Annotated in this window: 17 protein-coding genes and 3 pseudogenes; 16 read left to right on the forward strand and 4 right to left on the reverse strand. The window is 60.0% G+C overall.

Features of this window, described 5'->3' with window-relative positions; genetic code table 11:
- Positions 1–489 precede the first annotated feature (489 nt).
- The 12 genes and pseudogenes from U5782_RS30135 to U5782_RS30190 all read left to right on the forward strand — a co-directional run bounded on the left by U5782_RS30135 (position 490) and on the right by U5782_RS30190 (position 15,618).
- Positions 490–1,041: a TagK domain-containing protein gene (locus U5782_RS30135; protein WP_322047520.1), complete on the forward strand. Its 552-nt coding sequence runs from the start codon at positions 490–492 to the stop codon at positions 1,039–1,041.
- Positions 1,038–1,940, forward strand: a complete 903-nt coding sequence (locus U5782_RS30140) for a type VI secretion system accessory protein TagJ (protein WP_322047521.1) — start codon at positions 1,038–1,040, stop codon at positions 1,938–1,940. Before U5782_RS30135 ends, U5782_RS30140 begins: the two co-directional genes overlap by 4 nt.
- Complete coding sequence (tssE, locus tag U5782_RS30145) at positions 1,937–2,479, forward strand: type VI secretion system baseplate subunit TssE (RefSeq protein ID WP_322047522.1); 543 nt, start codon at positions 1,937–1,939, stop codon at positions 2,477–2,479. Before U5782_RS30140 ends, tssE begins: the two co-directional genes overlap by 4 nt.
- 324 nt (positions 2,480–2,803) lie before the next feature.
- On the forward strand, positions 2,804–4,690 hold the full coding sequence (gene tssF, locus U5782_RS30150; protein WP_322047523.1) for a type VI secretion system baseplate subunit TssF: 1,887 nt from the start codon (positions 2,804–2,806) through the stop codon (positions 4,688–4,690).
- The gene (tssG, locus tag U5782_RS30155) at positions 4,690–5,763 is read left to right on the forward strand and encodes a type VI secretion system baseplate subunit TssG (RefSeq protein ID WP_322047524.1); all 1,074 of its coding nucleotides are present in this window, start codon (positions 4,690–4,692) and stop codon (positions 5,761–5,763) included. Before tssF ends, tssG begins: the two co-directional genes overlap by 1 nt.
- A 3-nt stretch (positions 5,764–5,766) precedes the next feature.
- A complete protein-coding gene (locus U5782_RS30160) occupies positions 5,767–6,885 on the forward strand; it encodes an ImpA family type VI secretion system protein (protein ID WP_322047525.1) in 1,119 nt (372 codons plus the stop codon).
- A 3-nt stretch (positions 6,886–6,888) separates the two neighbouring features.
- Positions 6,889–7,275, forward strand: coding sequence for a DUF3592 domain-containing protein (locus U5782_RS30165; RefSeq protein ID WP_322047526.1), 387 nt, complete (start codon positions 6,889–6,891; stop codon positions 7,273–7,275).
- A 24-nt stretch (positions 7,276–7,299) separates the two neighbouring features.
- On the forward strand, positions 7,300–7,863 hold the full coding sequence (locus tag U5782_RS30170; RefSeq protein WP_322047527.1) for a hypothetical protein: 564 nt from the start codon (positions 7,300–7,302) through the stop codon (positions 7,861–7,863).
- A 47-nt stretch (positions 7,864–7,910) separates the two neighbouring features.
- A pseudogene (locus U5782_RS30175) lies at positions 7,911–9,776 on the forward strand (type VI secretion system Vgr family protein); the annotation flags it as partial.
- Between the two features lie 160 nt (positions 9,777–9,936).
- Positions 9,937–10,398, forward strand: a complete 462-nt coding sequence (locus U5782_RS30180; protein ID WP_322047529.1) for a DcrB-related protein — start codon at positions 9,937–9,939, stop codon at positions 10,396–10,398.
- A gap of 93 nt (positions 10,399–10,491) precedes the next feature.
- A complete protein-coding gene (locus U5782_RS30185) occupies positions 10,492–15,168 on the forward strand; it encodes an RHS repeat-associated core domain-containing protein (protein WP_322047530.1) in 4,677 nt (1,558 codons plus the stop codon).
- Between the two features lie 12 nt (positions 15,169–15,180).
- A complete protein-coding gene (locus U5782_RS30190; protein ID WP_322047531.1) occupies positions 15,181–15,618 on the forward strand; it encodes a hypothetical protein in 438 nt (145 codons plus the stop codon).
- A gap of 40 nt (positions 15,619–15,658) precedes the next feature.
- Here U5782_RS30190 and U5782_RS30195 read toward each other — a convergent pair whose 3' ends face one another.
- The 3 genes and pseudogenes from U5782_RS30195 to U5782_RS30205 form a co-directional block, all read right to left on the reverse strand.
- A complete protein-coding gene (locus U5782_RS30195; RefSeq protein WP_322047532.1) occupies positions 15,659–15,940 on the reverse strand; it encodes a SymE family type I addiction module toxin in 282 nt (93 codons plus the stop codon).
- Between the two features lie 14 nt (positions 15,941–15,954).
- A pseudogene (locus U5782_RS30200) lies at positions 15,955–16,143 on the reverse strand (RstR family transcriptional regulator); the annotation flags it as partial.
- Between the two features lie 126 nt (positions 16,144–16,269).
- Positions 16,270–17,178 (reverse strand): helix-turn-helix transcriptional regulator, encoded by a 909-nt coding sequence (locus tag U5782_RS30205; protein ID WP_322047533.1) that lies wholly within the window; start codon positions 17,176–17,178, stop codon positions 16,270–16,272.
- On the opposite strand from U5782_RS30205, the gene U5782_RS30210 reads away from it, so the two are divergent.
- The 3 genes from U5782_RS30210 to U5782_RS30220 all read left to right on the forward strand — a co-directional run bounded on the left by U5782_RS30210 (position 17,165) and on the right by U5782_RS30220 (position 21,383).
- Complete coding sequence (locus tag U5782_RS30210) at positions 17,165–18,634, forward strand: TolC family protein (RefSeq protein ID WP_322047534.1); 1,470 nt, start codon at positions 17,165–17,167, stop codon at positions 18,632–18,634. The two genes, U5782_RS30205 and U5782_RS30210, sit on opposite strands and share 14 nt — an antisense overlap.
- A gap of 116 nt (positions 18,635–18,750) precedes the next feature.
- Positions 18,751–19,806 (forward strand): HlyD family secretion protein, encoded by a 1,056-nt coding sequence (locus tag U5782_RS30215; RefSeq protein WP_415914430.1) that lies wholly within the window; start codon positions 18,751–18,753, stop codon positions 19,804–19,806.
- The gene (locus tag U5782_RS30220; protein WP_322047536.1) at positions 19,803–21,383 is read left to right on the forward strand and encodes a DHA2 family efflux MFS transporter permease subunit; all 1,581 of its coding nucleotides are present in this window, start codon (positions 19,803–19,805) and stop codon (positions 21,381–21,383) included. Before U5782_RS30215 ends, U5782_RS30220 begins: the two co-directional genes overlap by 4 nt.
- A gap of 50 nt (positions 21,384–21,433) precedes the next feature.
- Here U5782_RS30220 and U5782_RS30225 read toward each other — a convergent pair.
- Positions 21,434–22,212 (reverse strand): annotated as a pseudogene (locus U5782_RS30225) (SDR family NAD(P)-dependent oxidoreductase).
- A gap of 130 nt (positions 22,213–22,342) precedes the next feature.
- Between U5782_RS30225 and gcvA the strand changes: the two are divergent.
- Positions 22,343–23,284 carry a transcriptional regulator GcvA gene (gcvA, locus tag U5782_RS30230; protein ID WP_322047537.1) on the forward strand — a complete coding sequence of 314 codons (942 nt, stop codon included), beginning with the start codon at positions 22,343–22,345 and terminating at the stop codon, positions 23,282–23,284.
- Positions 23,285–23,286: the final 2 nt, after the last annotated feature.

Here is a 23,286-nt window from a genome sequence, read left to right on the forward strand (position 1 = left end):
AATTGGTGGTTTTTTGATAAAAAATAATGAAAATTTTTAATTTTTGCGATAGAAATTCTCGCCTCTTCGACTGAAAATTATAGGTTCTCTCATGCGAAGTTGTAAGAACCTACAAATAGATGAGATTATTTTCGGATTATTCTCAAATTCATGTTCGATCGAAATTTCGTTTCTAGAATTAATGCTCTACTATCGTGTCGTGATGGTAGGCGTCAGGTTCGAGAGAGGCTGGACTTATCCACCATGCTATGTATTAATAATTTAGCGTTACTGAGCGTGTTGAAAAATTTCTAGGCTTCCTGCACTCGCGAGTGCGAGACGGATGTGACCGGTGAATCAGCTATGTGGATAACCAGGTTGTTTCGTAGCACATCATCGAAGATCGATCGGATCGGAGAACCTTCGGGCGTCTCGATATCCGCGGAAAAAGGCAGGAAATCAACTGGCAGTATCTGCCATGACGCTAGCTCGCGTCGCGCGCCGAGCATCATGGCCGATACTGGGCGCACCGAACATACGTACCCGATTCTTGAGCTTCTGGGTTCGCATATTGGAGATCATGGCCAGGGTTTCATCCCGGCGCCAGAGAGACCCGCGCTCCCATCGACTTTGATTGACGGTCATGGTCTGATGGGTACGCTCTATGCCCACTATTGCAAGGCGCTCGACACGCCACAGTCCCTGATGAGCGGGGCGTGGGTATCGTCGACGCCTGGTGTCGCCAGCAGCGCATCCACACATGACCATGACGAACCATGGGACAGCGAGTCGGGCGGTGTGATCAGCAGTCTCTTTCCCGACATTGAGCGTGTGGATCAGGCGTTCGGGAGGCTAGGCGCAGGAGAGGGGCAGTATCTGGGGGAGCGTGATGGTGTGCCGGAGATTCTGAGACTCTTCGCGCCATCGGAATACAAGGCAAAGCCTCCTGGTGAATCGACCCGGCCGCCGACGCTAACCCAGCGTGAACACCATACCTTGGCGATCGACAGTCCACTCATGGAGCTGAACGGTCCACCGGAGCAAACGGACAATCATTCATGACCCATCCCGTAGAAGCACGCCTGTTCTCGCAGCAGGCAGGTCATCAAACGGTTGCTGAGCGTATTGCCGCCATCGAATCGCAGGTTCGCCTGCATCCGGGCGATGCGCAACACCGATGGGCACTCTTCCAGTGGTTATGCATTGGCCGCGAGTGGGAGCGCGCCATACGCCAGCTCCAGGTCTTTGGTCAGGTTGATGCCAGTAACCTCTCGCTCGTGCAGGCCTGTCGTGACCTTGTCAGGGCGGAGCGTTGGCGCGAAGACGTGATGCTAGGCCGCAAACAGCCTGGTTATGTGATTGACGACGCACCGCAGTGGGTGCAGGGAATGATCGATGCGCTGGTGTTGACGGCGCGCGGAGAGGTTGCTGCTGCGGACGACCTGCGCGAGCAGGCACTCGATGCAGCACCGTCCACGCCGGGTCGAGGTGGTGACGTAAGCTTTGAGTGGATTGCCGACAGTGATACCCGTCTGGGCCCGGTGTGCGAGATCATGACAGCAGGGTCGTACCGGTGGCTGCCGTTTGACGAAATCGCGGACTGGAAGATTACCCAGCCAACGACGCTGGTTGATCTGGTGTGGGCGCCATGCTCAATCAGGCTCCATGACGGGACGGTCGTGCGCGGCTTTGTACCATCGCGCTATCCGCTGCCGCCATTATCAACGCCATCTGGCATCGATCGCGACGCACTGGATCTGGGACGCCAGACGATGTGGCATGAAGTCGGACGAACGGCCGTGATCGCAGTCGGGCACAAGTGCTGGACGACCAGTATCGGGGACGTCGGGCTGTTCGACTGGCCCGCATGTGCCTTCGGAGCCGAGAGCAAAGCGTCCGCGCTTGTGCCAGGTGAAGTGCCGCAGTCTACGCCGACGAATTCAGGAGGGAGCTCACTATGAGACGACGCAAGCACGACGTCACGCCTTCGACTGACACTCCACGTCGCCAGAGCGGCTATCTGATGCCTACGTTGCTTGATCGGTTGGCCGATTCAGCACCGCATCGGCAACACGAGGCGCCAGGCGAATATGCGGTGACGCGCAACCAGATGCGCGACATCATCCAGCGCGATTTGGCGTATCTGCTTAACACGACAAACCTGGGCGAGACGCTTGATAGCGGTCAATTCCCACTCGTTGCCAAATCTACGATTAACTACGGTGTTCCGCCGTTGGCCGGAAGCCATGTCGCAACACGTAAGTGGGAAGACATTCAACGTGAAGTACGACAGGCAATCCTGAATTTCGAATATCGCCTGATTCCTGGGGAACTAGTGATCGAGCGGCTCGAAGGAGAAGAGGACGGCCATTATGGCAACTTGTCTTTCGAGATTCGCGGAATGATTCGCATGGATCCGTATCCCCTGGAATTTATGGTGCAGAGCACGCTTGATCTGCAGACCAGCCAACTTAGCGTCGCGCCAAAGCATGAGGGTTGAAACGTACCTGAGGATTGTCATCTCTTAATACTGCGTCGCGATTTTTTCCTTTCGTAAGCAGACAAGGTCGAGTGCAACAAATTTTCATAAGATATTAATACAACTCTTTGCATCGTTATGCTTATGATGTTGGTAAACACATCGTATGCAGTTTTTGCAAGCAGCGAAGCAATATTATTAATCACAGATCCGACTTCTGATCTGTCTGCATTTCTTTCCCGTTGTCGACCCGCGCGCTTCGATGTTTGAGCGAGCGCATGTGTGGCTAGCAAGGGAAGGAATATCAACGCGCTGGCCGGTTCCCGTGCAACGGAGTGCTTTGAATTGGATCCACTGCTGCTGGACTATTACAACCGCGAACTGATCTACATGCGCGCACTCGCAGGCGAGTTCGCGCATCAGCATCCCAAGATCGCGGCGCGTCTTGGCATGAATGCTGCCGAAGTCGCTGACCCGTACGTCGAGCGTTTGATCGAGGCATTCTGCTTTATGGCGGCACGCATGCAGATCAAGATCGACGCGGAGTTTCCCAAATTCGTCGGGCGCCTGCTGGAGGTTATTTACCCCAATTATGTCGCCCCGACACCGTCAATCTCGGTCGCGCAGATCTACCCCGATCCGGTGGAAGGCAACCTCGCCAAAGGTGTTGAGGTGCCGCGGGGTACCACTTTCCTGGGGCGCAAGCCGCAGGGCGAGAGTACCGAGTGCCGGTTTCGCAGTAGCCAGAATGTAACGCTGTATCCGCTAGAGATCGCTGGGGCGAAGCTCACACCGATTCCGCCGGATGTGGTGGGCCTCGACCGATATCTGTCACCTGAGCGCCAGGTGCGCGGCGCATTGCGCATTCGCCTGCGTACGACGAATGAGACACGCATCGCCGATCTGCAGGAATTGGATCGATTACCCATATACCTGTCCGGTGATGAGCAGGTGGCTTCGCATCTCTTCGAATTGCTGCACGCCGCCAGTATCGCACTTGTTATCGGGGAACCCGATCAATTTGGAGTGCAAGGAAAGCCGCACGCAGTAGTCACTGAACATCCCGTCATGCACGAAGGCATGGGCATCGAAGATGGGCTGCTGCCACTCACCTGGTCGAAGTTCCATGGGCATAACCTATTGCATGAATATTTCGCCTGTCCGAGCCGGTTTTACTTCTTTTCCCTGAACGGGCTGCAGGAAGGATTTAGCCAGATCAGCGGTCGCGAGGTCGAGGTGATCGTGCTGCTCGACCAGCCTGCAGACCGATTGGCCAGTTTGGTGGATGAGACCCGCTTCGCTTTGTTCTGTACACCCGTGGTCAATCTCTTTAGACGGCGTGCAGACCAGGTAGAGATTCCGCACGGCGGCGAATCGCAACTCGTACCTTCGCGGCTTGAACCCATGGATTACGAAGTGTTTTCCATCGATCGTGTGTTTGCGCGAAAGTCAGCCGATTCGGAGGAAATCGAGTTCCGCCCGCTATTCCAGACACTCAATAACGACGAGGGAAACTACGGCAGGTATTTCTCGATCCGACGCGAAAGACGTCTCATGTCCGATTCAGCGCGGCGTTACGGCACACGCACGCCCTACATCGGCACAGAAGTCTTCGTGTCGCTCGTCGACCAGCAGGAGGCGCCCTATGATCAGGAGCTGCGCTATCTGACGGTCGACGCCTGGGTGACCAATCGAGACTTGCCGCTACTCGTCCCGCGAGACGGTGTGGATGATCTTGACGGGCTGGATGAGGACGGCATCCGCTCGGTGGGCCTGATCCGCCCACCGAGTGTGCCCCGGCCTCCGTATGCCGATCGGGAAATGGCCTGGCGTTTGATCCGGCAACTCAACTTCAACTACCTTCCGTTCAGTGACATGGATCACCGCGAAGGCGGGCAGGGGCTGCGCGATCTGCTACGTCTGTTTGTGGCGGATGACGACACCGATCGCCAGCGACAGGTTGAAGCGTTAATCGGCGTGAAGACCCAACCGGTCAATGAGATGCTGCCAGGCAACGGCCCTCTCGTATTCGGACGCGGGATCGAATGTGCGTTGACTGTGGACGAGACGGGTTTCTCAGGCGTCAGTCCTTTCCTGCTCGGCCTGATTCTGGAGCACTACCTGGCGCGCCACGTATCGATGAACTCGTTCACCCGGACCGAACTGCACTCGATGCAGCGCGGTCTGGTGGCACGCTGGCCGGTACGCATGGGCACCCGGGGCGTCGCTTGATGCAAAGGCCGCCCTTCATCGCGCTGCTGCGCGATCTTCGTCTATCGCCCGAGCTGCTGGAAAGCCTGCAGGACGCGCCGTGGAAATGCAGCTTTCTAGCGCTGATGCGCCGTATCGGCGCCGACGCGAATCTTGACCCGATCGGTACTGCCCGCCTGCCGCAAACGGAGCCGTTCCGGCTTGGTCAGATGCCGAACCTGGCCTTTGCTCCTAGCGAGATCGCCCGCGTGTCGGTCGAGCATGGGCGCCTCAAGACGCGCCTCTTTGGTCTTGGCATGCTTGGTCCGAACGGCCCATTGCCGCTTCACATAACTGAGATTGCGCGTGAGCGCCAGGAATTGCGCAACGATCCGACGCTTGCCAATTTCCTGGATCTATTTCATCACCGCTACCTCACCATCTTCTACCGCGCGTGGGCTGCATCGCAGGCGACGGCAGGCCTTGACAGGCCGGATCGCGAGAAATTCACGTTCTATATCGCCAGCCTGAGCGGACATGACGTCAAGGAAATCGAACAGGGACCGCTGCCTTCCCACGCCCGGCTTTCAGCTTCTCCGCATCTGATTCGCGAGGCGCGCAATCCGGACGGTCTGGCAGCGACGCTCGCGCATTACTTCGACGTTCCCGTCTCGATCGACGAAAACGTTTTTCACTGGATGGAGCGGCCATTGCCCAAGCAGAGCCGTCTCGGTGTGCCAGGTGCGTCTTCGACGATGGGTGTGGACGCCATGCTGGGCGATCACATCCCTGATCGTCACGGCAAATTCCGCATCGTCATGGGGCCGCTTGACCTGAAGTCCTATCTGCGCTTTACCCCGCAGGGCGATCAATTGCTGCGTATGGTGGAATGGGTGAGGGCGTTCGTTGGACAGGAGTTGCGCTGGGAACTGAAGCTGACGATCAGGCCCGAATGCGCATCGCCCGCGAAGCTGGGGGACAACGAGCAACTGGGTTGGTCCACCTGGCTCGGGGAGTCGCCCGCAGACGTGCCGCTCACCGGCATGCTATTTGAACCTGAAGACTACGTGCCGAAGCTGAAACGCGCGGCTCGGTCTCCACTGGAAAAAGGTTGATCCATGAGCGGGAGTAAGAAGTCGCCGCAGGACGAGGCCACGCCCATTGTCGTGCACGACTGGATGGCGCATGTGCGCGATGACGCGCCCTGTGGCGTCGATCTTGAATACGATCCTGAGTTCGTCGTACTGGGTGCGAACATGGTGGCAAAAGCCGATGCGCAGTACGGCAACTTCGTGGGGACGCCCGAGCCCGTGAATTGGGGCGACGTAGATCGCGATTGCCGTCGGCTCATGTTGCGCAGCAAGGATATCCGGCTCGCTGTGCTGTTTACCCGTTGTTGTACGCGCCTGAGGTCTGCCACCGGACTTGCCGAGGGCTTGGCTCTACTCACGGGTTGGCTGAATCGGTTTCCCGAACACATCCATCCGCAGCCCGACGTCGATGAGGATCGCACTGCAGCGCTAGAGATCCGTATGAACGCGTTGCAGTCGCTCACTGACCCACAAGGGCTGCTCTCCGATGTGCGTGAAATTGTGTTGGCTCGCTCCACGGCAATGCGATTACAGGTGAGGGACGTAGAGCGGGCGTTTGCGCGTCCTCGACCCGACGATGCGCTGTCGCCTGAATCGGTTAAACGCCAACTCGAAGATTTGCGTGTCGAGCAGCCGTCCTTACTGGCCGACTTCGATGAGGCGCTGCGGGGCGTGATGGCCATAGAAGCCTGGAGTCGCGAGCATTTGAGCCTTCATGTGCCCGATCTTTCCTGCCTGAAGCGTCTGCTTCTGAGTGTGGGTGCTCAGGAGGAGATCATTGCGGCAACAGTCATTGAAGCGATAGCGCTTGCAGACGTCAGCGCAGAAGGAAGCGGGCTGAAGCAGGAGAAGTGCGGGATTGACAAGTCTGCTGAGGGCATGCCGGAGTCAATCGTGATCGATAAACCTGACACACCAGCTACCGAATCGCCCGTCGTGCGAGCGTTCATCAAGGACCGCTCCGCTGTTCTGAGCCTGATCCGTGAAGCGCGCCACTGGTTTGAGCAGCACGAACCAAGTAGTCCGATTCCTCTGTTGCTGCGGCGGGCGGAACAGTGTGCCGGCAAACGATTTGCAGAACTGGTCAACGTCATTCCGGCGGAACTGCTTGGACAGTGGGACAGGGATGGGCAGTCAGGTGAGTGACTCATGAACAAAGCGATCGTGATGTTTTTTGTCGGAATCGCGTTGCTCCTCATTGCGGTTTTCGCGGCGTTGTCCACGCGGCATTTTCTGCAGACGGCGATCGCTGTGCCCGGACAGGTTGTCTCGCTTAACGCAGGGGGTAGTCATCCGCAGATTGAGTTTGTGACGCGAACGGGCGATCGGATTTCGTATCCGCAGGGCGGAATGATCTTCGGGATGAAGGTCGGGGACAAGGTCACCGTGCTCTATCGGCCGGAGGCGCCGTCCATCCGTCCGACGATAGACCGGATCGGGGCCGTATGGGGCGCCGAGCTGACGTTATTGTTTATCGGCTTCGTGACGATGGTGGGTGCGCTGACTAATCTCCCGTCCCGAAAAAAAGAAACCTGAGGGAGGTGGCAGATAGTGTTAGCCATGCGAGACAGCAAATGGACATACAACACGGGTTCGACGGCAGGCGCGAGCGTCGAATTCGTCATTGCGTCCGGCGGGGAGATCGCGTTGAACGATCCCGATGGCCATCGCGTCAATTTCCATTACGGGGGCGCCGGTGTGGGATATGGGGTAGGCATAAAGATCTCTAAAATCAGGATTCCGAAGATAAGGCTTCCGGATATAAAAATCCCACCGGTATTCGGTCATGAAGTGGGCGGTGCAGGGTCGATTGAATCCTTTGATAGCGGCGGATATGTCTTCATGGCGCCGGGGTTCCATGGAGCTGAACTCTCGCGGTCGGATTTTCAGGGCGCGACGATCTATTTTGACGCCGGGGCGGGCCTGGGATACGCCAAGGCGGCAACGGGCATGCTCATGGGGATCAACGCGGCACGACTCGCTATGGGTATGTCGAGTCCCATGCTGGAGTGGATGGCCATCGACGCCATTGCAGACGCGAGGGCGTGTCTGCTGATGTACGGAACCAGCGTCGGCCTGGTCGCAGGCGGTGGAATCGGCATCCTGGTGGGCTATGTGCACTGACCTCGAAGCCGTGATTCGAACACATTCATTGCAGGAGGCATTGCGTTATGTTGGACTTTCTGACTACCCGTACCGTGACGATGGACGGGCCAGCTGTGCCGCTGTCGCCCGATGGTGATGCGTTGCTGCAGTTACGTGCCGTTCGCGGCACCGAAGTTCTCTCGGTCATTTACAGCTATACCCTCGATTGCGTGACTTCACCGGACTCCATGTTCGCCGGCGACACCGCCAATCTCGACCTGAAGGCGATGATCGGCAAGGAGTTGACCATCACCGTGCAACTCGACGGGATGGGCAGCTACGTGCCGGGCTTGCCGGATGGCTCCCCGAACATCGGCAAGGGCATTCGAGAAATCAGCGGCATCGTGACCGAAGCCACTTTCAAGGGGCAGACGAACCGGCAAGGTCGCTACCAGTTAAAACTGAAGCCATGGATCGAGTTGGCGAATCAACAATCGAATTTCCGCATTTTCCAGAACAAGAGCGTGGTGGAAATTCTGGACGAGGTGTTCGGTGCCTATCGCTACTCCTGGGATAAACGCCTAAGTGCCCAGTATCCGCGGCTCAACTACCAGGTGCAGTACGGAGAAACCGACTTCGATTTCAGCCAACGCTTGATGCAGGAGCACGGTATCTACTGGTTCTTCGAGCATTCGAACACGATTCATCGCATGGTGCTGGTCGACCAGCTCGGCGCACACAAACCGGTGGAGAGTGCCGCCTACCAGACGCTCTCGTATTACCCCCCTGGTCACAAGATCGATACGGAATACATTCACACGTTCGATATTACGGAGCGCCTGCAGACCGGCCGCTGGAGCAGCGGCGACTTCAATTTCACGAAGCCGAAATCGCGGCTTGCGGTGGAAAATGCGTTGCCCCGTGAAACGGCGCACAACAGGCTCGAACGCTATGAATGGCCCGGCGACCACAGCGACGTAGATACGGGCGAGGCGTTTGCCCGTATCCGCATGCAGGAACTATACGCGCAGGGCTCTCGCGCATGGGGCGAAGGCAATCTTCGCGATGTAGTGTGCGGTACGACTTTCGACCTGGAGGGCTTTCCGCAGGACAGCGCGAACCGGGAGTACCTGGTAATCGCCGCGTCGCTCCATGCTATCGAACTGGGCGACGCTACGGGCGGCAGCAGCTACAGCATTGGCACGTCGTTTCTGGTACAGCCGGCGACGGTGGTGTTTCGTCCACCGCGCGATGTTGAGAAGCCACGCACGACCGGCCCGCAAACCGCCATCGTGACCGGACCCGAAGGGCATGAAATCTGGACCGATCAGTATGGCCGGGTCAAGCTGAAATTTCACTGGGACCGTTCGCCGATCAAGGACAACCGTTCGTCGTGCTGGGTGCGTGTGTCATATCCGTGGGCAGGCAACAACTACGGGATGATCTCGATTCCGCGCGTGGGTTCGGAAGTGATTGTTGATTTTGAGAGCGGCGATCCCGATCGGCCCATCATCATCGGGCGCGTTTATAACGGCTCGAACATGCCACCGTGGTCGCTGCCGGATAACGCCACGCAGAGCGGAACACTGTCGCGTTCAACGGAAAAGGGTGGTTATGGGACGGCTAACGCGATTCGCTTTGAAGACAAGAAGGGTGCGGAAGAGCTGTGGCTGCAGGCAGAGCGCGATATGCGGACGGAAGTCGAGCATGATCGACTCTCGACCATCGGAGCGAACGATACGACGATCATCACGGGGAATCGAACGGACCATGTGCTCGGCTCTCATGGCGAAGTCATTAAAGGATCCATGGGGTTGAGCGTGCTTAACGAGCCATCGAAAGATGGCGGGGAAAGAGCACAAACTGCAATCAATATCGTCGCGAACAAAGGCGATATTTCGATTAATGCGACGGACGGAAGCATTAATCTGACCGCGAGCAAAACCATCACTTTGACCGTTGGAAAGAGCAGCATCGTAATGGATGCCGAAGGACATATCACGGCTCTTGGACCAGAAATGATTCTTCTGAATCAATAGCCCGCGCGGTCATCGTTATTTCAGGACATGCTGAATCACAGAATCAGTCAGCGTTTTTCCAAGGAAGGCACTCATGCAATATCCGTTGCCAGAAGGTGCAATTGAGACGCCCGCTCCCGCGCTTGATCAGTCGATGAACGTACTGGTTTTTCAAGAGCCGGAAAGTCGCAGCAATTACACCATCATCATCAATCGCGATCGGATGAACGCGGGCGAAACGCCGGAAAGCTATTGTCGGCGTCAGATCGTGACATTGGAGCGGCAGTTCGACGAATTTACTGTGGAGCGTGAGTTGGAAGTGCATACCGAGCATCGCACAGTGCCCTATGCGCTTTTTGCCAGTCGTTTCAGGCAGAACGGCGTCCCCGTTCATCAGCGGCAGTGTGTGGTCCAGATTACCGGCGACGGTAGCGTCATGAACTTTACGCTAAGCGGTACCACGCCATTCAATGAAGCACAAACGAGTCATTTCGATGACGTACTTAGGTCGTTCATCGCGTCGCGCATGCACCTGACAGTGGTACAGCACCCGTAAAGCTAACTGGCGCCCTGTACGCCCAATCCGTTCTAACCTGGAGCTGGATCGAGCTGGGTGTGCATCAAAGTTCGTGACCAATCGAAGGTAACCATGACAGCATCCGAGGCCCCTCGCGCCGCACGTGTTGATGATCCGATCGCGCATACCAGTTTTGCAGCAATGCTCTGCAAGGTCGGCGCGGGAATTGTGGTGGCCGCGGCAGTTGCGGCCGCGGTGGCGGGGGCCGTCGCGGCGGCGCCTGTGCTGCTCTCAGGTGGAGGTTTGGTTGCGGCAGCAGCAGCCGGCGCGGCGGAGGCTGGCGGTGCGCTTGTTGGGGGACTCACCCTTGGACTGGCAGGGGGGAGCACGCTTACCACAGCGGGATCTATTGCCGCGATGATTGGTACGGCGTTGGCACTGAAAAGCAACCCCATCAAGCGCTTGAACAGTTGGCTAGATGGTGTACTTAACGGGTGGTTCCCCCCCGAGGTCACAGGTGCCATTGGTGGAACAGGCTCGCCTAATGTCTGCATTAATGGAAGGGGACGATGGGCGGCACGCGCGGCTAGCACTCTGTTTGAAAAAACCCCTCAGCCGACCGTCTCAGTAGCGCGGAGATTGCTGTGGGGCGGTCTCGGAGCTGCAGTCGGATCGATTTTGGGGCCGTTGGGCATGGTTGCAGGAGCGGCGATCGGTGCAGCAATGGCGAAACCTGATCCACCGTTGCCAGGCAAACCGACGGAAGACGAGAAGGCGTTGTGTTCGCGACATTCTCCGCCCCAGTTTTTGGCCGAAGGATCCAGCAATGTGCTGATCAACGGTCAGCCTGCACACCGGGTCGGCGACCAGACTACCTGTGGTGCGAAAACCAGTGAGGGGTCATCCAACGTTCGCATTGGCGGTGGAAAGCTTCAGGTTCGCGAGATAAGCAGCGAGGTGCCTTGGTGGGTGGAAGCTATCCCGTACCTCTTTGCCGGGGCTGCACTGTGTAGAGGTGGATGGTCGAAGCCAGCTTCAAAAATACTCTGCATCGGTATGAATCTGGGGCAAATGTCTGGGATGGGCAAGCTGATCGATATGGTTACCGGCGAACCCGTACATGCGACTACCGGAGCGAAAATCCTTCAAGATGAAAGTGACCTGGATTTTGTACTACCTTCTCGTTTGCCGCTGGTCTGGCAACGCAATTACAACAGCCTCGACCTCCGAGAGGGATTGTTCGGGCAAGGCTTCAGTGTCCCTGTAGAGGTCGGACTGAAGCTGAACCGACTGGATGACGATCATCCACATTGCTTTATCAACGAGCAGGGGCGTGAAATTCCATTTCCGAATGTCGTGCCCGGTGAAAGCCATCTGAACGCCAGCGAAGGCTATCGTCTCGCATGCCTGTTCAATCACCACTATGTGGTGGAGAGCAACGATGGATACTGCTTCGATTTCGGCCCTGCGCTCACGCACGGCACTCAGATATTGTTGTTGCAGCGTATCGAAGACCGGAATGGTAATTGGATCGTGTTGCATCGAGCCGAGGATGGCAAGCTGCTCACAATAGGTGACTGTGCTCAGCGCCTTTACCGCATCGACTATCACCCGCAACATGCCAATCGTGTCGCAGAAGTCGTGCTGGTTCAGGCAGACAAGAGTCTCGCCGAGACGCGAAGCCTGCCTCGCACACTCGCCCGGTACGGATACGATCACCGGGGGCGCCTGTCTAGTGTGCGCAACGCTTTGGACAAGGAAGTCCGGCAGTTCACCTGGCATGACGATGGGCCCGGGAAAGGATTGATTGCCAGCCACACCCTACCGGACGGATTAACTTGCCACTACCGATGGGAACGGTTCGCCGATCACCCCCGTGTGGTCGAGCACTGGACAGATGACGGCCAGCGCTGGATCAGTCGGTATACCTTGCCGAAAGTTACCCAACGCGGGCATACCGAAGTTACTGACCATCTGGGCCGCATAAAGCGGTGGGAATGGGATGGCCGCTACGCTCCGCTGGTTTATGAGAGTGCCGCGGCTGCTCGCACTACCTTGGAGTGGGATGCCGCTGGTCAATTGGTGGCGGTGCGCCAACCGCATGGTGCGTGTTGGACATTTGCCTATGACGAGCGCGGAAATATGGTGCATCGTCGCGATCCACTGGGACAAGTGTTGCGATTGCAGTGGCGCACCGATATTCCCCTGCTCGCGCAGTCGACGGCTGATGAGCGATCCTGGCGCTATGGCTACGATCACCGGGGCAATCTTTTTCGGATGATCGACCCGGCTGGAGGGGAAACGCTGTTTGGTCATGATGAGCATGGACAGGTCATCACGCATACCAATGCGAAGGGTGGCACAAGTCATCAGGCATGGAATGCTGCTGGCCAGTTGCTGGCGTACACCGACTGTAGTAAGCGTACGACCCAATACGACTATGGAGAATACAGCCAACTTACACGCGTGCGAGATGCTGCGGGGCGTGTGCAGACCGTCCATTCTGATGCACTGGGCCAGGTGACGGGCATCATTGCGGCAGATGGTGGGATCTGGCGCTCGCAGTGGAGTCGTGCGGGGCAGTTGCAACGGCTAACGAATGCGCTCGGTGGTTCAACCATCTATTGTCGGGATAGCCGGGGACGGCTTACTGAACACATCGATGCACTTGGTCATATAACGGGTTATCGCTATGACCAGGCAGGAAACCTCGCGGAACTCACGACACCGAACCGCGAAAGCTACGGATTCCATTACAACACGGCGGATCAACTGATTGCCCAGATCGGGCTTGACGGGCGTGCGACCCGCTACTCACTCGATGCGCAGGGCCTTCCCATTGGTATCGAGCAGGCAGCCAATACGCAGGAGTCTGTGCAGACGGAACTTGGGCGTGACTTGCTCGGTCGACTGATTGTAAAGCGTAGCGCCGAGACATCGACTTTCTACCGATATTCGCAAGAGCGCCTGGCGGACGTTATTCGACATCGGCGTAACGCCGACGGCACCGACGGTGCCTTGCTGGATCGCATCACACTGGAATGGGACGCCCTCGGCAACTTGACGAAGGAGACGAGTGAGTGGCATCCGTCTCTGCTCGAGCAGGTTGGCGTGAGGACTGGCGAGCCGGTGGTGCACGTTCTTGCGCATCAATATGATCCATTGGGCAATCGCATAGAAACTGTGCTGCCCGATGGTGAAAGTGTGTCGATGCTGTACTACGGCAGTGGCCATCTGCACCGGCTCTCGCTGGACAGCGAGGCCGGTGAGCAGGTCGTGGCGGATTTCGAGCGCGATGCACTTCATCGCGAAATCTGGCGCAGTCAGGGGGCAATCGGGACGTACACCGGCTACGCGGCAAGTGGGCAGATCGACCGGATGCGCGCGAGCCCCGAGGGGGCCGGGTCCCAGGACGTGTTGAACCGCAGCTGGGACTACAGCCTGAACGGCGAATGCGTATTTCGGCGTAGCCGCCAGACGGGCCAGCAGACATACAGCTACGATGCGCTGGGGCGTGTCACCGGCAGTAGGCAGATGGCGCTGGCAGATGGCATGGGCCAGTTGCACAAGCCGCTTCTAAGCCTGCCGGACGAGCGATTTCTCTGGGACGATGCAGGCAATCCGTGGGACGGCAAGCCGCTGCATGCAAATCGGGTGACCGGGCTGCAGGCTTTACAGCAGACGCATGACCTGCTGGGACGTCTTATGCGCAGGGCGAAGTCGGAGTACGGGAAGGACTGCAGCAAACAGTCATTCACGTGGAACGCCAGCGGTGAACTGGCGGCGGTTCGTACCCGGGAAAACGGGCGGGAGTCCTTGAGCCGCTACGCCTACGACGCGCTGGGTCGGCGGATCGCTGTCCATGACGGACACAATGACGGGGTCACACTAACCGTCTGGCAGGGCATGCAGGTCGTCCAGCAGCGGCGCCTGGGTGATTGCGGACTGTCACATACCACGGGCCAACACGTTGCGACCTTCGTATATCAGCCCGGCAGTTACGCGCCGGTGGCGCGTGTGGAAACGTTTGCCGGTGTGCTGGGAGAACTGGTGCGCGATCAGCATCAGAGGCTGGCAGGGCGGCCGTTCCGGCCGGTGGTGTATCACTTCCACACGTCGCCGAATGGCACACCGGAGGCGATGACGAACGAGACGGGGCGGCTGGTGTGGCAGGGCTACGCGAAGACTTGGGGCGGTCTGACATACGAAGCCGTGGACGAAGTGGAGGTTCGCGAGCGCGTGTGGTCGGGTATTCCGGAGCCGTTTCCCCAGGACATGCGCATGCCGGGTCAGTGGCATGACCGGGCGACGGGACTGCACTACAACACGTTTCGGTACTATGATCCTGAAATCGGGCGCTTTATCTCTGAGGATCCGATCGGGCTGTTGGGGGGCGTCAATCTTTACGCATACGCGCCCAATCCACTCCGGTGGATCGATCCGCTTGGATTGACAGTTCAATGGGTAGATCCCACGACAATTAACTTCTCACAAAGAACTGTTACCTCAAATAATTATGCTGAGTTGATGAGAACTGGGCAGTGGGACTGGAATCAGTCGCCATTGAACGTGATGGATGTGGATGGCCAATTGGTAACATACGATAACCGCCGTTTGGATGCCGCTTTGGAAGCAGGGCAAGAAAAAGTGCCGATCAATATAGTGGACCCGGATTCTGTTCATCCCGATTCGACAACAGGTAAAACGTGGCGAGAGAAATTTCAGCAACGATTTAATGATCGAAGGAATGTGCGGGCCGGCGGAGCGGTGCCGGAAAAAGGTGTTAGCACCAGACCTTCCCATTGTTAAGGATAAGATTTTATGGCATCAATAATTTCTGATTTATGGGAAAATGAAACTCTTCCAGTGAAGAGTGGAGTATATTTTTCCGATGGCCGATCAATCGAAATCAGACTCGAATCATTTCCGGCGCCGACAATTGAAATCGGCTGTGAATTTAATTTCACTGAATTTTATTCGAGAAATAAAGATGAATTGACGTCAATAGATTGCCTTAAGATTCTTCAACTAAGCAGTGGTGGAGTCTGCTGCGTCGGAGAAGGTGGATATGGATCGGAAGGATTTATTTCTCGACTAGACGAAGATGGGAATCTAGTATGGGTTATATATTCCGAAAAATCAAACCCATTTATTGATATTTTTGAAATCGATGATGGGTACGTGGTTGCAAAATCCAGTGCAAGATACGCACTAAAAATTGCTTTAGATAATCCGATCAAGATCGGGTTGTGTGAATAAGGAGAGGCAATCAGGGCCGCATATGCGGCCCTTCGGTTGTCTATTCAGCGGTAATGGTAAGCCGTCCGTGTTCGACAGCGATCCTCACACGCTGCCCTGCTTCGAAGCCTGCGTGCTCGATCCACCGCCCTGCCAGCTTCATCCACGGATAAAGCGGCGGCACGGTGTGGCTTCTCCAGTTGCGTGGTTGGCGCTGCGACTGCTGGATGGTCACGAATCGCTCCGTGACGGGTGAACGTGCCTTAAGATTGGCATTCGCCATGATCAACTCCTTCGATGAGTTGGTGGTGGTCAGCGGGCCGCGAGTGTTGGTAGCACTCACGGCCCGCGCTTCGTTTACCCGCCGGTTCCTTCCCTGCCAATGATCTGCTTGGCGCGGTACTTCAAGATCATGCCGTCGAGCAGCGCCTTGATGATGTTGCGCTCCTCCTGGGGCATCTGGCTCACGGCTTCAAACTGCAAACGCAGTTCATCAGACGGCCCGCGCTCGCTCTCATCGAACACCAGTTCGTCCAGGCTCACATTCGAATGCCCGCACCAAATTCTGAACCTGAATGAGCACCATCAAGCAGTTCTTCAGGCAGGGCAGCCAGCGGCCCTCGGGAGCGGGGCGTCCCTTGACTCCAAGAGATGCATTGCTACGTCTCCCCCTCACCCACCCCGAAAATACTCACTAGGCGCCACCCCCAACACCTTCCTGAACATCGCCGAAAACGCGCTCGGGCTCTCGTACCCGTGCTCCAGCGCAAGCTCGAGAATAGAAACACCCGCAGCCAGCCTCGGCAGGCTCAACAACAGCCGCGCGTGCCGCCACCACGCACCCGGCGTCATCCCCGTCTCGCGCTGGAACGCCCGCGCCAGCGTGCGTTCATTCATATGAGCCGCGCTCGCCCACGCCTGTAGCGTGACGCGCCCAGAAGGTTCGCGGATAAACTCCGTACACAACGCCACCAACGCGCGATGCCGCGGCATCGGCACATGCAGTGCGAGCGGGGCCGCGATCTCGATCTCGTCGAGAATCAACGCGAGTACACGCCCAGCGCGATGATTGAGGTCGTAGTCCGCAGGCAAGCCATTCGCAGCGATCACCAGTTCACGCAACAACGCACTCACCTCAATCGCGCGACATTCGCGCGGCAGGCTCGGCCGCACTTCATGCGCAACGAACACCGAGCGCAGGCGCACATCACCCGCCATTTCGATCTCATGACGCGTACCAGCGGGCACCCAGACTGCGCGCCCCGGCGGGACGACCCAGCTACCGTCCTCGACGCGCACGATCATCACGCCGTCGATGGCCAGAATCAGTTGAGCCTGCGCGTGGGTATGCGCGGCAAACGCCTCTCCGGCGGCCGAATCGGTGGCGAGCACGCCAATCTGGCGTGACTTGTCGGTGGCGTCCAGCGCTTCGAAGAACTCGTTCATCTGGCCTCTATTTGTCCATTTCGCGACGATGAATGCACATTGCGCGCGCGATTGACCAAAGGGTTCGACCATAACATGGCACATCCGTTTTGTCCGACTGTCTCCGTTGCCTGACTTCCCGATGTTGCCTGCCACGCTTTCGTTTCGTTCCCCCATGCCGCTGCGCGCGAGCGCCGCGTTTGCCGCGCTCGTCGCGCTCGCCGCCTGTTCACCTGCCGAGCCTTATCGAGCCCCCGTCGCGGATGCCGCGCGCACCGCGTCTTTCGATGCCGCAGCATCCGCACCCAGCGTGTCCACCGACGCACCGCCCGATCACTGGTGGCGCCTCTACGACGACCCGGCGCTCGACGCGCTGATCCGCGATGCGCTGGCCCAGAACCGCGATCTCGCCGTGGCGCTCGCGCATGTGCAGCGCGCCCGCGCCGTCGCGGGGGAAGCCGAAGCCGAGCGCCTGCCCTCCACCCAAGCCACGTTCGGCGTCGACTACGGCAAACACACCGACGACCAGATCGTCGCTGCCGCACGCAATAGCGGCACGGACGGCAGTGCGCCGACGCGTTTCGGCTGGTCCCCCGGCTTCGAACTCTCGTGGGAAGTGGATCTGTGGGGCCGTGTGCGCGATCTCGTCGACGCCGCACATGCCGATGCCGAGGCGCAGCAAGCCGCCGCCGACGCGATGCGCGTGACGGTCGCCGCCGAGACCGCGAGCGCCTATGCGCGCGCCTGCGCCTACGGTGCGCGCATCGACGTCGCGCAGCGCTCGCTCGAAGTCGCCACGCGCATCGCCGCGCTCACGGCGCGTCAGCAGGCGCTCGGTCTGGTCGCGTCGATGGACTCGGCGCGCGCCCGCGCGTTCGCCGACGACACCCGCGCGACGCTGCCCACGCTGGAAGGCGAGCGCCGCGCCGCGCTCTACGAACTCGCGGTGCTAACGGGCCACGAGCCTGCCGACGTTCCCGCATCGGCCGCACAGTGCCGCGTGCCGCCGTCGCTCGCCCAACCGTTTCCGCTCGGCGATGGTGCCGCGCTGTTGCGCCGCCGTCCCGATCTGCGCGAAGCCGAGCGCAATCTCGCAGCGGCGCATGCTCGCGCGGGCGCGGCGCAAGCGGCACTCTATCCGTCGATCGTGCTCGGCGGCTCGGTCAACTGGCTCTCGACGACGGGCAATCCGGCCTCGCTCGGCGACCGCTATGCGATCGCGTGGGGCGTGGGTCCGCTGATCAGTTGGCGCTTTCCCAATCTGGCCGCGAGTCGCGCGCAACTGGGCGCGGCGCGTGCCGACGATAGCGCCGCGCGCGCGTCTTTCGACGCCGACGTGTTGCGCGCGTTGCGCGAAACCGAACAGGCGCTCGCGCGCTACGGCGCGGCATGGCGCGAGCGCGATGCGCTACGCGAGGCGCGCGCCGAGCACGCGCGCGCTTTCATGCTGGCCGAGCGCGAATTCCGCGCGGGCGCGCTCGATTCGCTCGGTGTGCTCGATGCCGAGCGCAGCCTCGTGGCGGTCGATGCGTCGCTCGCGCAATCGGCGCAGCGTGTCGCGCTCGATCAAGTCGCCGTTTTCAAGGCGCTCGGTGGTGGTTGGCAGCCCTGAATGCTTCGCCCGAATATTTCCCTCATTGAAAGAAGATTGCCTGCATGAGTACGACCGTTGATACCGCAACTGAAATCGAAGCCGCAAGGCGAAGCCGTCGCGCGAAGCGGCACTGGATGATCGCAGGCGCGTCGCTGGCCGCCCTGGCGTTGATGGCGTATGGCTGGCACTGGTGGCGCGTCGCGCGCTTCATCGAATCGACCGATGACGCCTACATTCGTGCCGATGTCGTCACCGTGAGCCCGCGCGTTTCGGGTTACGTGACGCGCGTGGCCGTCGACGACGATCAGCGCGTGCGGCGCGGCGATCTGCTGGTAGCGCTCGACGATCGCGACTTCCGCGCCAAAGCCGCCGCCGCCGATGCGGCCGTCGCGACCGCGCAGGCCGCGTTGCAGGAAGCCGAAGCCGCCACGCAGACTATCGACGCGCAGATCGTGCAGCAGGCCAGCACGATCGCGCAGGCGCAAGCCGACGCTCAAGCCGCCCGGGCCGAAGCCACACGCCGCGATGCCGATTCGCAGCGCTATCACGCGCTGCTCGCCGACGAAGCCGCCAGTGGCCAGCGCTGGGAAGCGGCGCTCGCCGACGCGCAAAAGGCGCGAGCGCAGCTCGCGCACGCTCAGGCCGCCGTGCGCGAACAGTATGCCGAGCGCGACGTGCTGCAACGGCGTGGCGCGCAAAGCCGCGCAGCCATCGACGCGGCCCGCGCCCGGCTGGCGGCGGCGCAGGCCCAGCGCGAACTCGCGCGCCTCGATCTCGAACACACGCAGATCCGCGCGACGCGTGACGGCGTCATCGGTCAGCGTGGCGTGCGTGCGGGGCAATACGTGGAAGCGGGCACGCCGCTGCTGGCGGTGGTGCCGTTGGGCGAGGTCTATGTGGTCGCGAATTTCAAGGAAACGCAGCTCGCTTCGATGCGCGCGGGCGAGCGCGTCGAACTGGATATCGACACGTATTCTGGCCGCCCCTTGCATGGCCGTGTGAGTGGCGTCGCGCCAGGATCGGGCGCCGAATTCGCGCTGCTGCCGCCCGACAACGCGACCGGCAACTTCACGAAGATCGTGCAACGCGTGCCCGTGAAGATCGCGCTCGATCCCTTGCCACACGACGTGGTGTTGCGGCCCGGCATGTCGGTGATCGCGCATGTCGACACGCGCGAGCGCGCGCAATGAGCACGCTCGCCAATGGCGTCGCGCGCGAAGAGGCCGTTTCGCTGCGCGCATGGGTGGCCGTGCTGGGCGGCGTGTTCGGCTGCTTCATGGCGGGCATGAACGTGCACGTGACGAACGCCTCGCTGCCCGACATACGCGGCGCGCTCGGCGCGAGTTTCGAGGAAGGCTCGTGGATCACGACCGCGTACCTCGTCGCCGAAATCGTCGTGATCCCGCTCACGGGCTGGCTCGTGCAGGTGTTCTCCGCGCGCCGGGTGCTGCTGGTGGGCGCAACGGGTTTTCTGGTGTTTTCGCTGGTTTGTTCGCTCGCGCCGACAATCGGGTCGATGATCGCCGCGCGCGCTTTGCAGGGCGCGTTTGGCGGCGTCCTGATTCCTTTGTCGTTCCAGTTGATCGCGACGGAATTGCCCGATTCGCGGCGCGCGCTGGGCATGGCGTTGTTCGCGGTCGCGAATAACGTCGCGCAGGCAGCGGGGCCTTCGCTCGGCGGCTGGCTAACGGACACCTACTCGTGGCGCTGGATTTTCTATCTGCAGGTGCCGCCCGCCATCGCCCTCGTGGCGGCAATTGCATGGTCTATCCGCCCCGTGCCTGTCGATATCGGCAAACTGCGCAATGCAGACTGGTTCGGCATCCTGACGATGGCGATGGGTTTGAGCGCCTTGCAGATCGTGCTGGAGGAGGGCGAGCGCAAGGACTGGTTTGCGTCCAGCGGAATCGTTGCCTTGACGTGCGTGGCGGCGATGGGCCTCGTGGCCTTCGTCGTCACGGAATTGCGGCGTGCGCACCCATTCATTAATCTGCGTTTGCTGGGCGGCTATAACTTTGGCGTCGCGAGTCTGATGCAGTTTCTGTTCGGCGCGGTCGTATTCGGCGTCGTGTTTCTGGTGCCGAACTATCTGGCCGAGGCGCAGGGCTATAGCGCGCGAGACATCGGCATGGCGATGATTCCCTATGGCCTCGTTCAGTTCGTCATGTCCTTTCTCACGCCGCCGCTCATGAGGCGCACGAGCGCGCGATTTGCGATTGCCGCGGGTTTCGCGCTCGTGGCGGCTGGGTGTCTGATGAACATCCATCTCGACGCCGATTCCGCGGCGAACGTGATCGTGCCGTCGCTCGTCGTGCGCGGCGTGGGGCAATCGCTTGTGGTGATCGCGTTGTCGGTGATGGCCGTGAATGGTATCGAGAAGGCGCAACTCGGCTCGGCGTCGGGCGTCTTCAGCATGGTGCGCAACGTGGGCGGCGCGGTTGGCATTGCGCTCGCGAGCCAGATCGTGGTCGAGCGGCAGAAGCTGCATGCGATGCGGATCGGCGAGGCTATCACGCCGTTTTCGCAGGCGTTTCAGGCGCGAATGGCGTCGCTCGTGCGGGCTCTCGAACACGTTCATCTCGCGCGCGCCGATGCATTGCCAGGGCAGCGATACGACGGCGTGCGCGAAACCGCGCTGGCCCTCGTCAATCAGCGTGTGATGCGCGAGGCGCTGCTGATGGCGTACAGCGATGCGTTCTTGCTGGCGGGCCTGGCGATGCTGGCTTGCGCGGCGGGGGCGTTCGCGTTGCGCGCGGCGAAACGCTGAGGCCGATAAAAGCGGTCGAGCGTCACGCCCGTCCGCTTTTTCGTATCACCTCACGCCTGGCGCCCGGCCATGACTCCGCCATCCACCGGTAGCACCGTCCCCGTGATCCACGCGGCCTGCGGCGAGGCAAGAAACAGAATCGCCTCGGCGACATCGGCGGGCTGACCATTGCGGCCGAGCGGATGGAACGCATTGAAGGCGGGCAGCGTCGCCTTCACCTGATCGTCGCTCATGAACGTGTTATAGACCGGCGTTTCCACCACGCCAGGAGCTACGGTATTGATCCGGATATTCGACGCGGCAACTCGATGGCGAGGTTGCGCGTGAGCGCATGCACGCCCGCGTTGGCGGCGGAATACGCGGACGAGGGCGTGGCGCCGATCGCTTGCAATGCCCACAACGAGCCAGTCTGCACGATCGCGCCGCCGCCGCGCAACTGCATTGCCTTCGCGGCGGCCTGCGCCGTGAAAAACTTGCCCTTGAGGATCGTGTCGAGGAAGCCGTCGTACTCGGCTTCGGTCACGTCGAGAAACGCCTTGGGACGAAAGATGCCTGCGTTGTTGACGAGGATATCGACGCCGCCGAACGCATCGGTGGCCAGCGCGACCAGCGCGGTGGCCGTGGCGGGCGACGCAATGTCGCCCGCGAGATAGCGCACCTTCGCGCCGCTCGGGTCGATCTGCGCGGCGGCCTGCTTGAGCTTGGCTTCGTCGCGGCCGCCAATCACCACGCTTGCGCCCGCCTTGACGAGACGCGTCGCCACTTCCTTGCCGATACCCGAACCGCCGCCAGTGACGATGGCAATCTTGTTAGAAAAACTTTGGCTCATGACTGACTCCTCGAATCGTTGAGGGGGCAGAGACGGAAAATTGATCTCTGCAATGAAGCTATTCTGGGCGCGTGCCGTCCCGCCTTCAAATGAGATATTCTGTCCTTAACTGATAGAAAAACTTTCAGATATGGCAAACCCGGTTTATCTCAATGCCTTGCGCGCTTTCGAGGCGAGCGCGCGCCATCAGAGCTTTTCCGCTGCGGCGGCGGAACTCAACGTGACGCCTGCCGCAGTCGGCCAGCTCGTGCGCAGCCTGGAGGAATGGCTCGGCACGCCCTTGTTCGTGCGCGGCAGCGGTGGCCGCGCACGGCTGGTGGCGACCGAAGTCGCCGAGCGCGCCTTGCCCGATATCCGCGCGGGCTTTGATCGCTTGACGCTAGGTCTGGAGCGCCTCAAGGAGGGGGCGGCGAATGGCGTGTTGACGGTCACCGTCAGTCCCGCGTTCGCGGCGAAATGGCTGTTGCCGCGCATCGAGCGCTTTCACACGCAATGCCCCGATACCGACGTGCGGCTCGATACGAGCCTCAAACTGATGGGCTTCGCCGCTCAGGGCATCGACATCGGCGTGCGTTACGGTGCGGGGGTGTGGCCAGGCCTCACGGCAGAAAAGCTGATGGAGGAGGAAATCTACCCCGTCTGCGCGCCCGCGCTGGCCAAAAAGGGGAAATGGCGCGCGCCGCGCCAACTGGTGGGCGAGACGCTCATCCACGATCTTTCGGTGGACAGCCACGCGGGCTTCGCCACGTGGGATGCGTGGTTCGAGACTGCCGGTGTGCAGCAGGCGCCGACGCGGCGCGGCATGACGATCAACAACTCGGCGGCCGTGTTGCAGGCCGCCATCGACGGGCAGGGCATCGCGCTCGCGCGCAGCGTAATGGCGCGCGACGACGTGGCGGCCGGGCGTCTGGTTCGCCTGTTTCCGACGATTGCGTGTCGTTCGGCACTGGCCTACTACGTGGTGTATCGGCCCGAATGCGCCAGCCTGCCGAGGCTTATGACGTTTCGTGAGTGGCTGATGCGCGAAGCGCAGGGCAAGTCGCGTAGCGCACGACGCGGGGCTGCTATTTGATT

Origin of the sequence: Paraburkholderia sp. J67 (assembly GCF_905220265.1) — a bacterium.
In the GTDB taxonomy this organism is placed as follows: Bacteria; Pseudomonadota; Gammaproteobacteria; order Burkholderiales; family Burkholderiaceae; genus Paraburkholderia.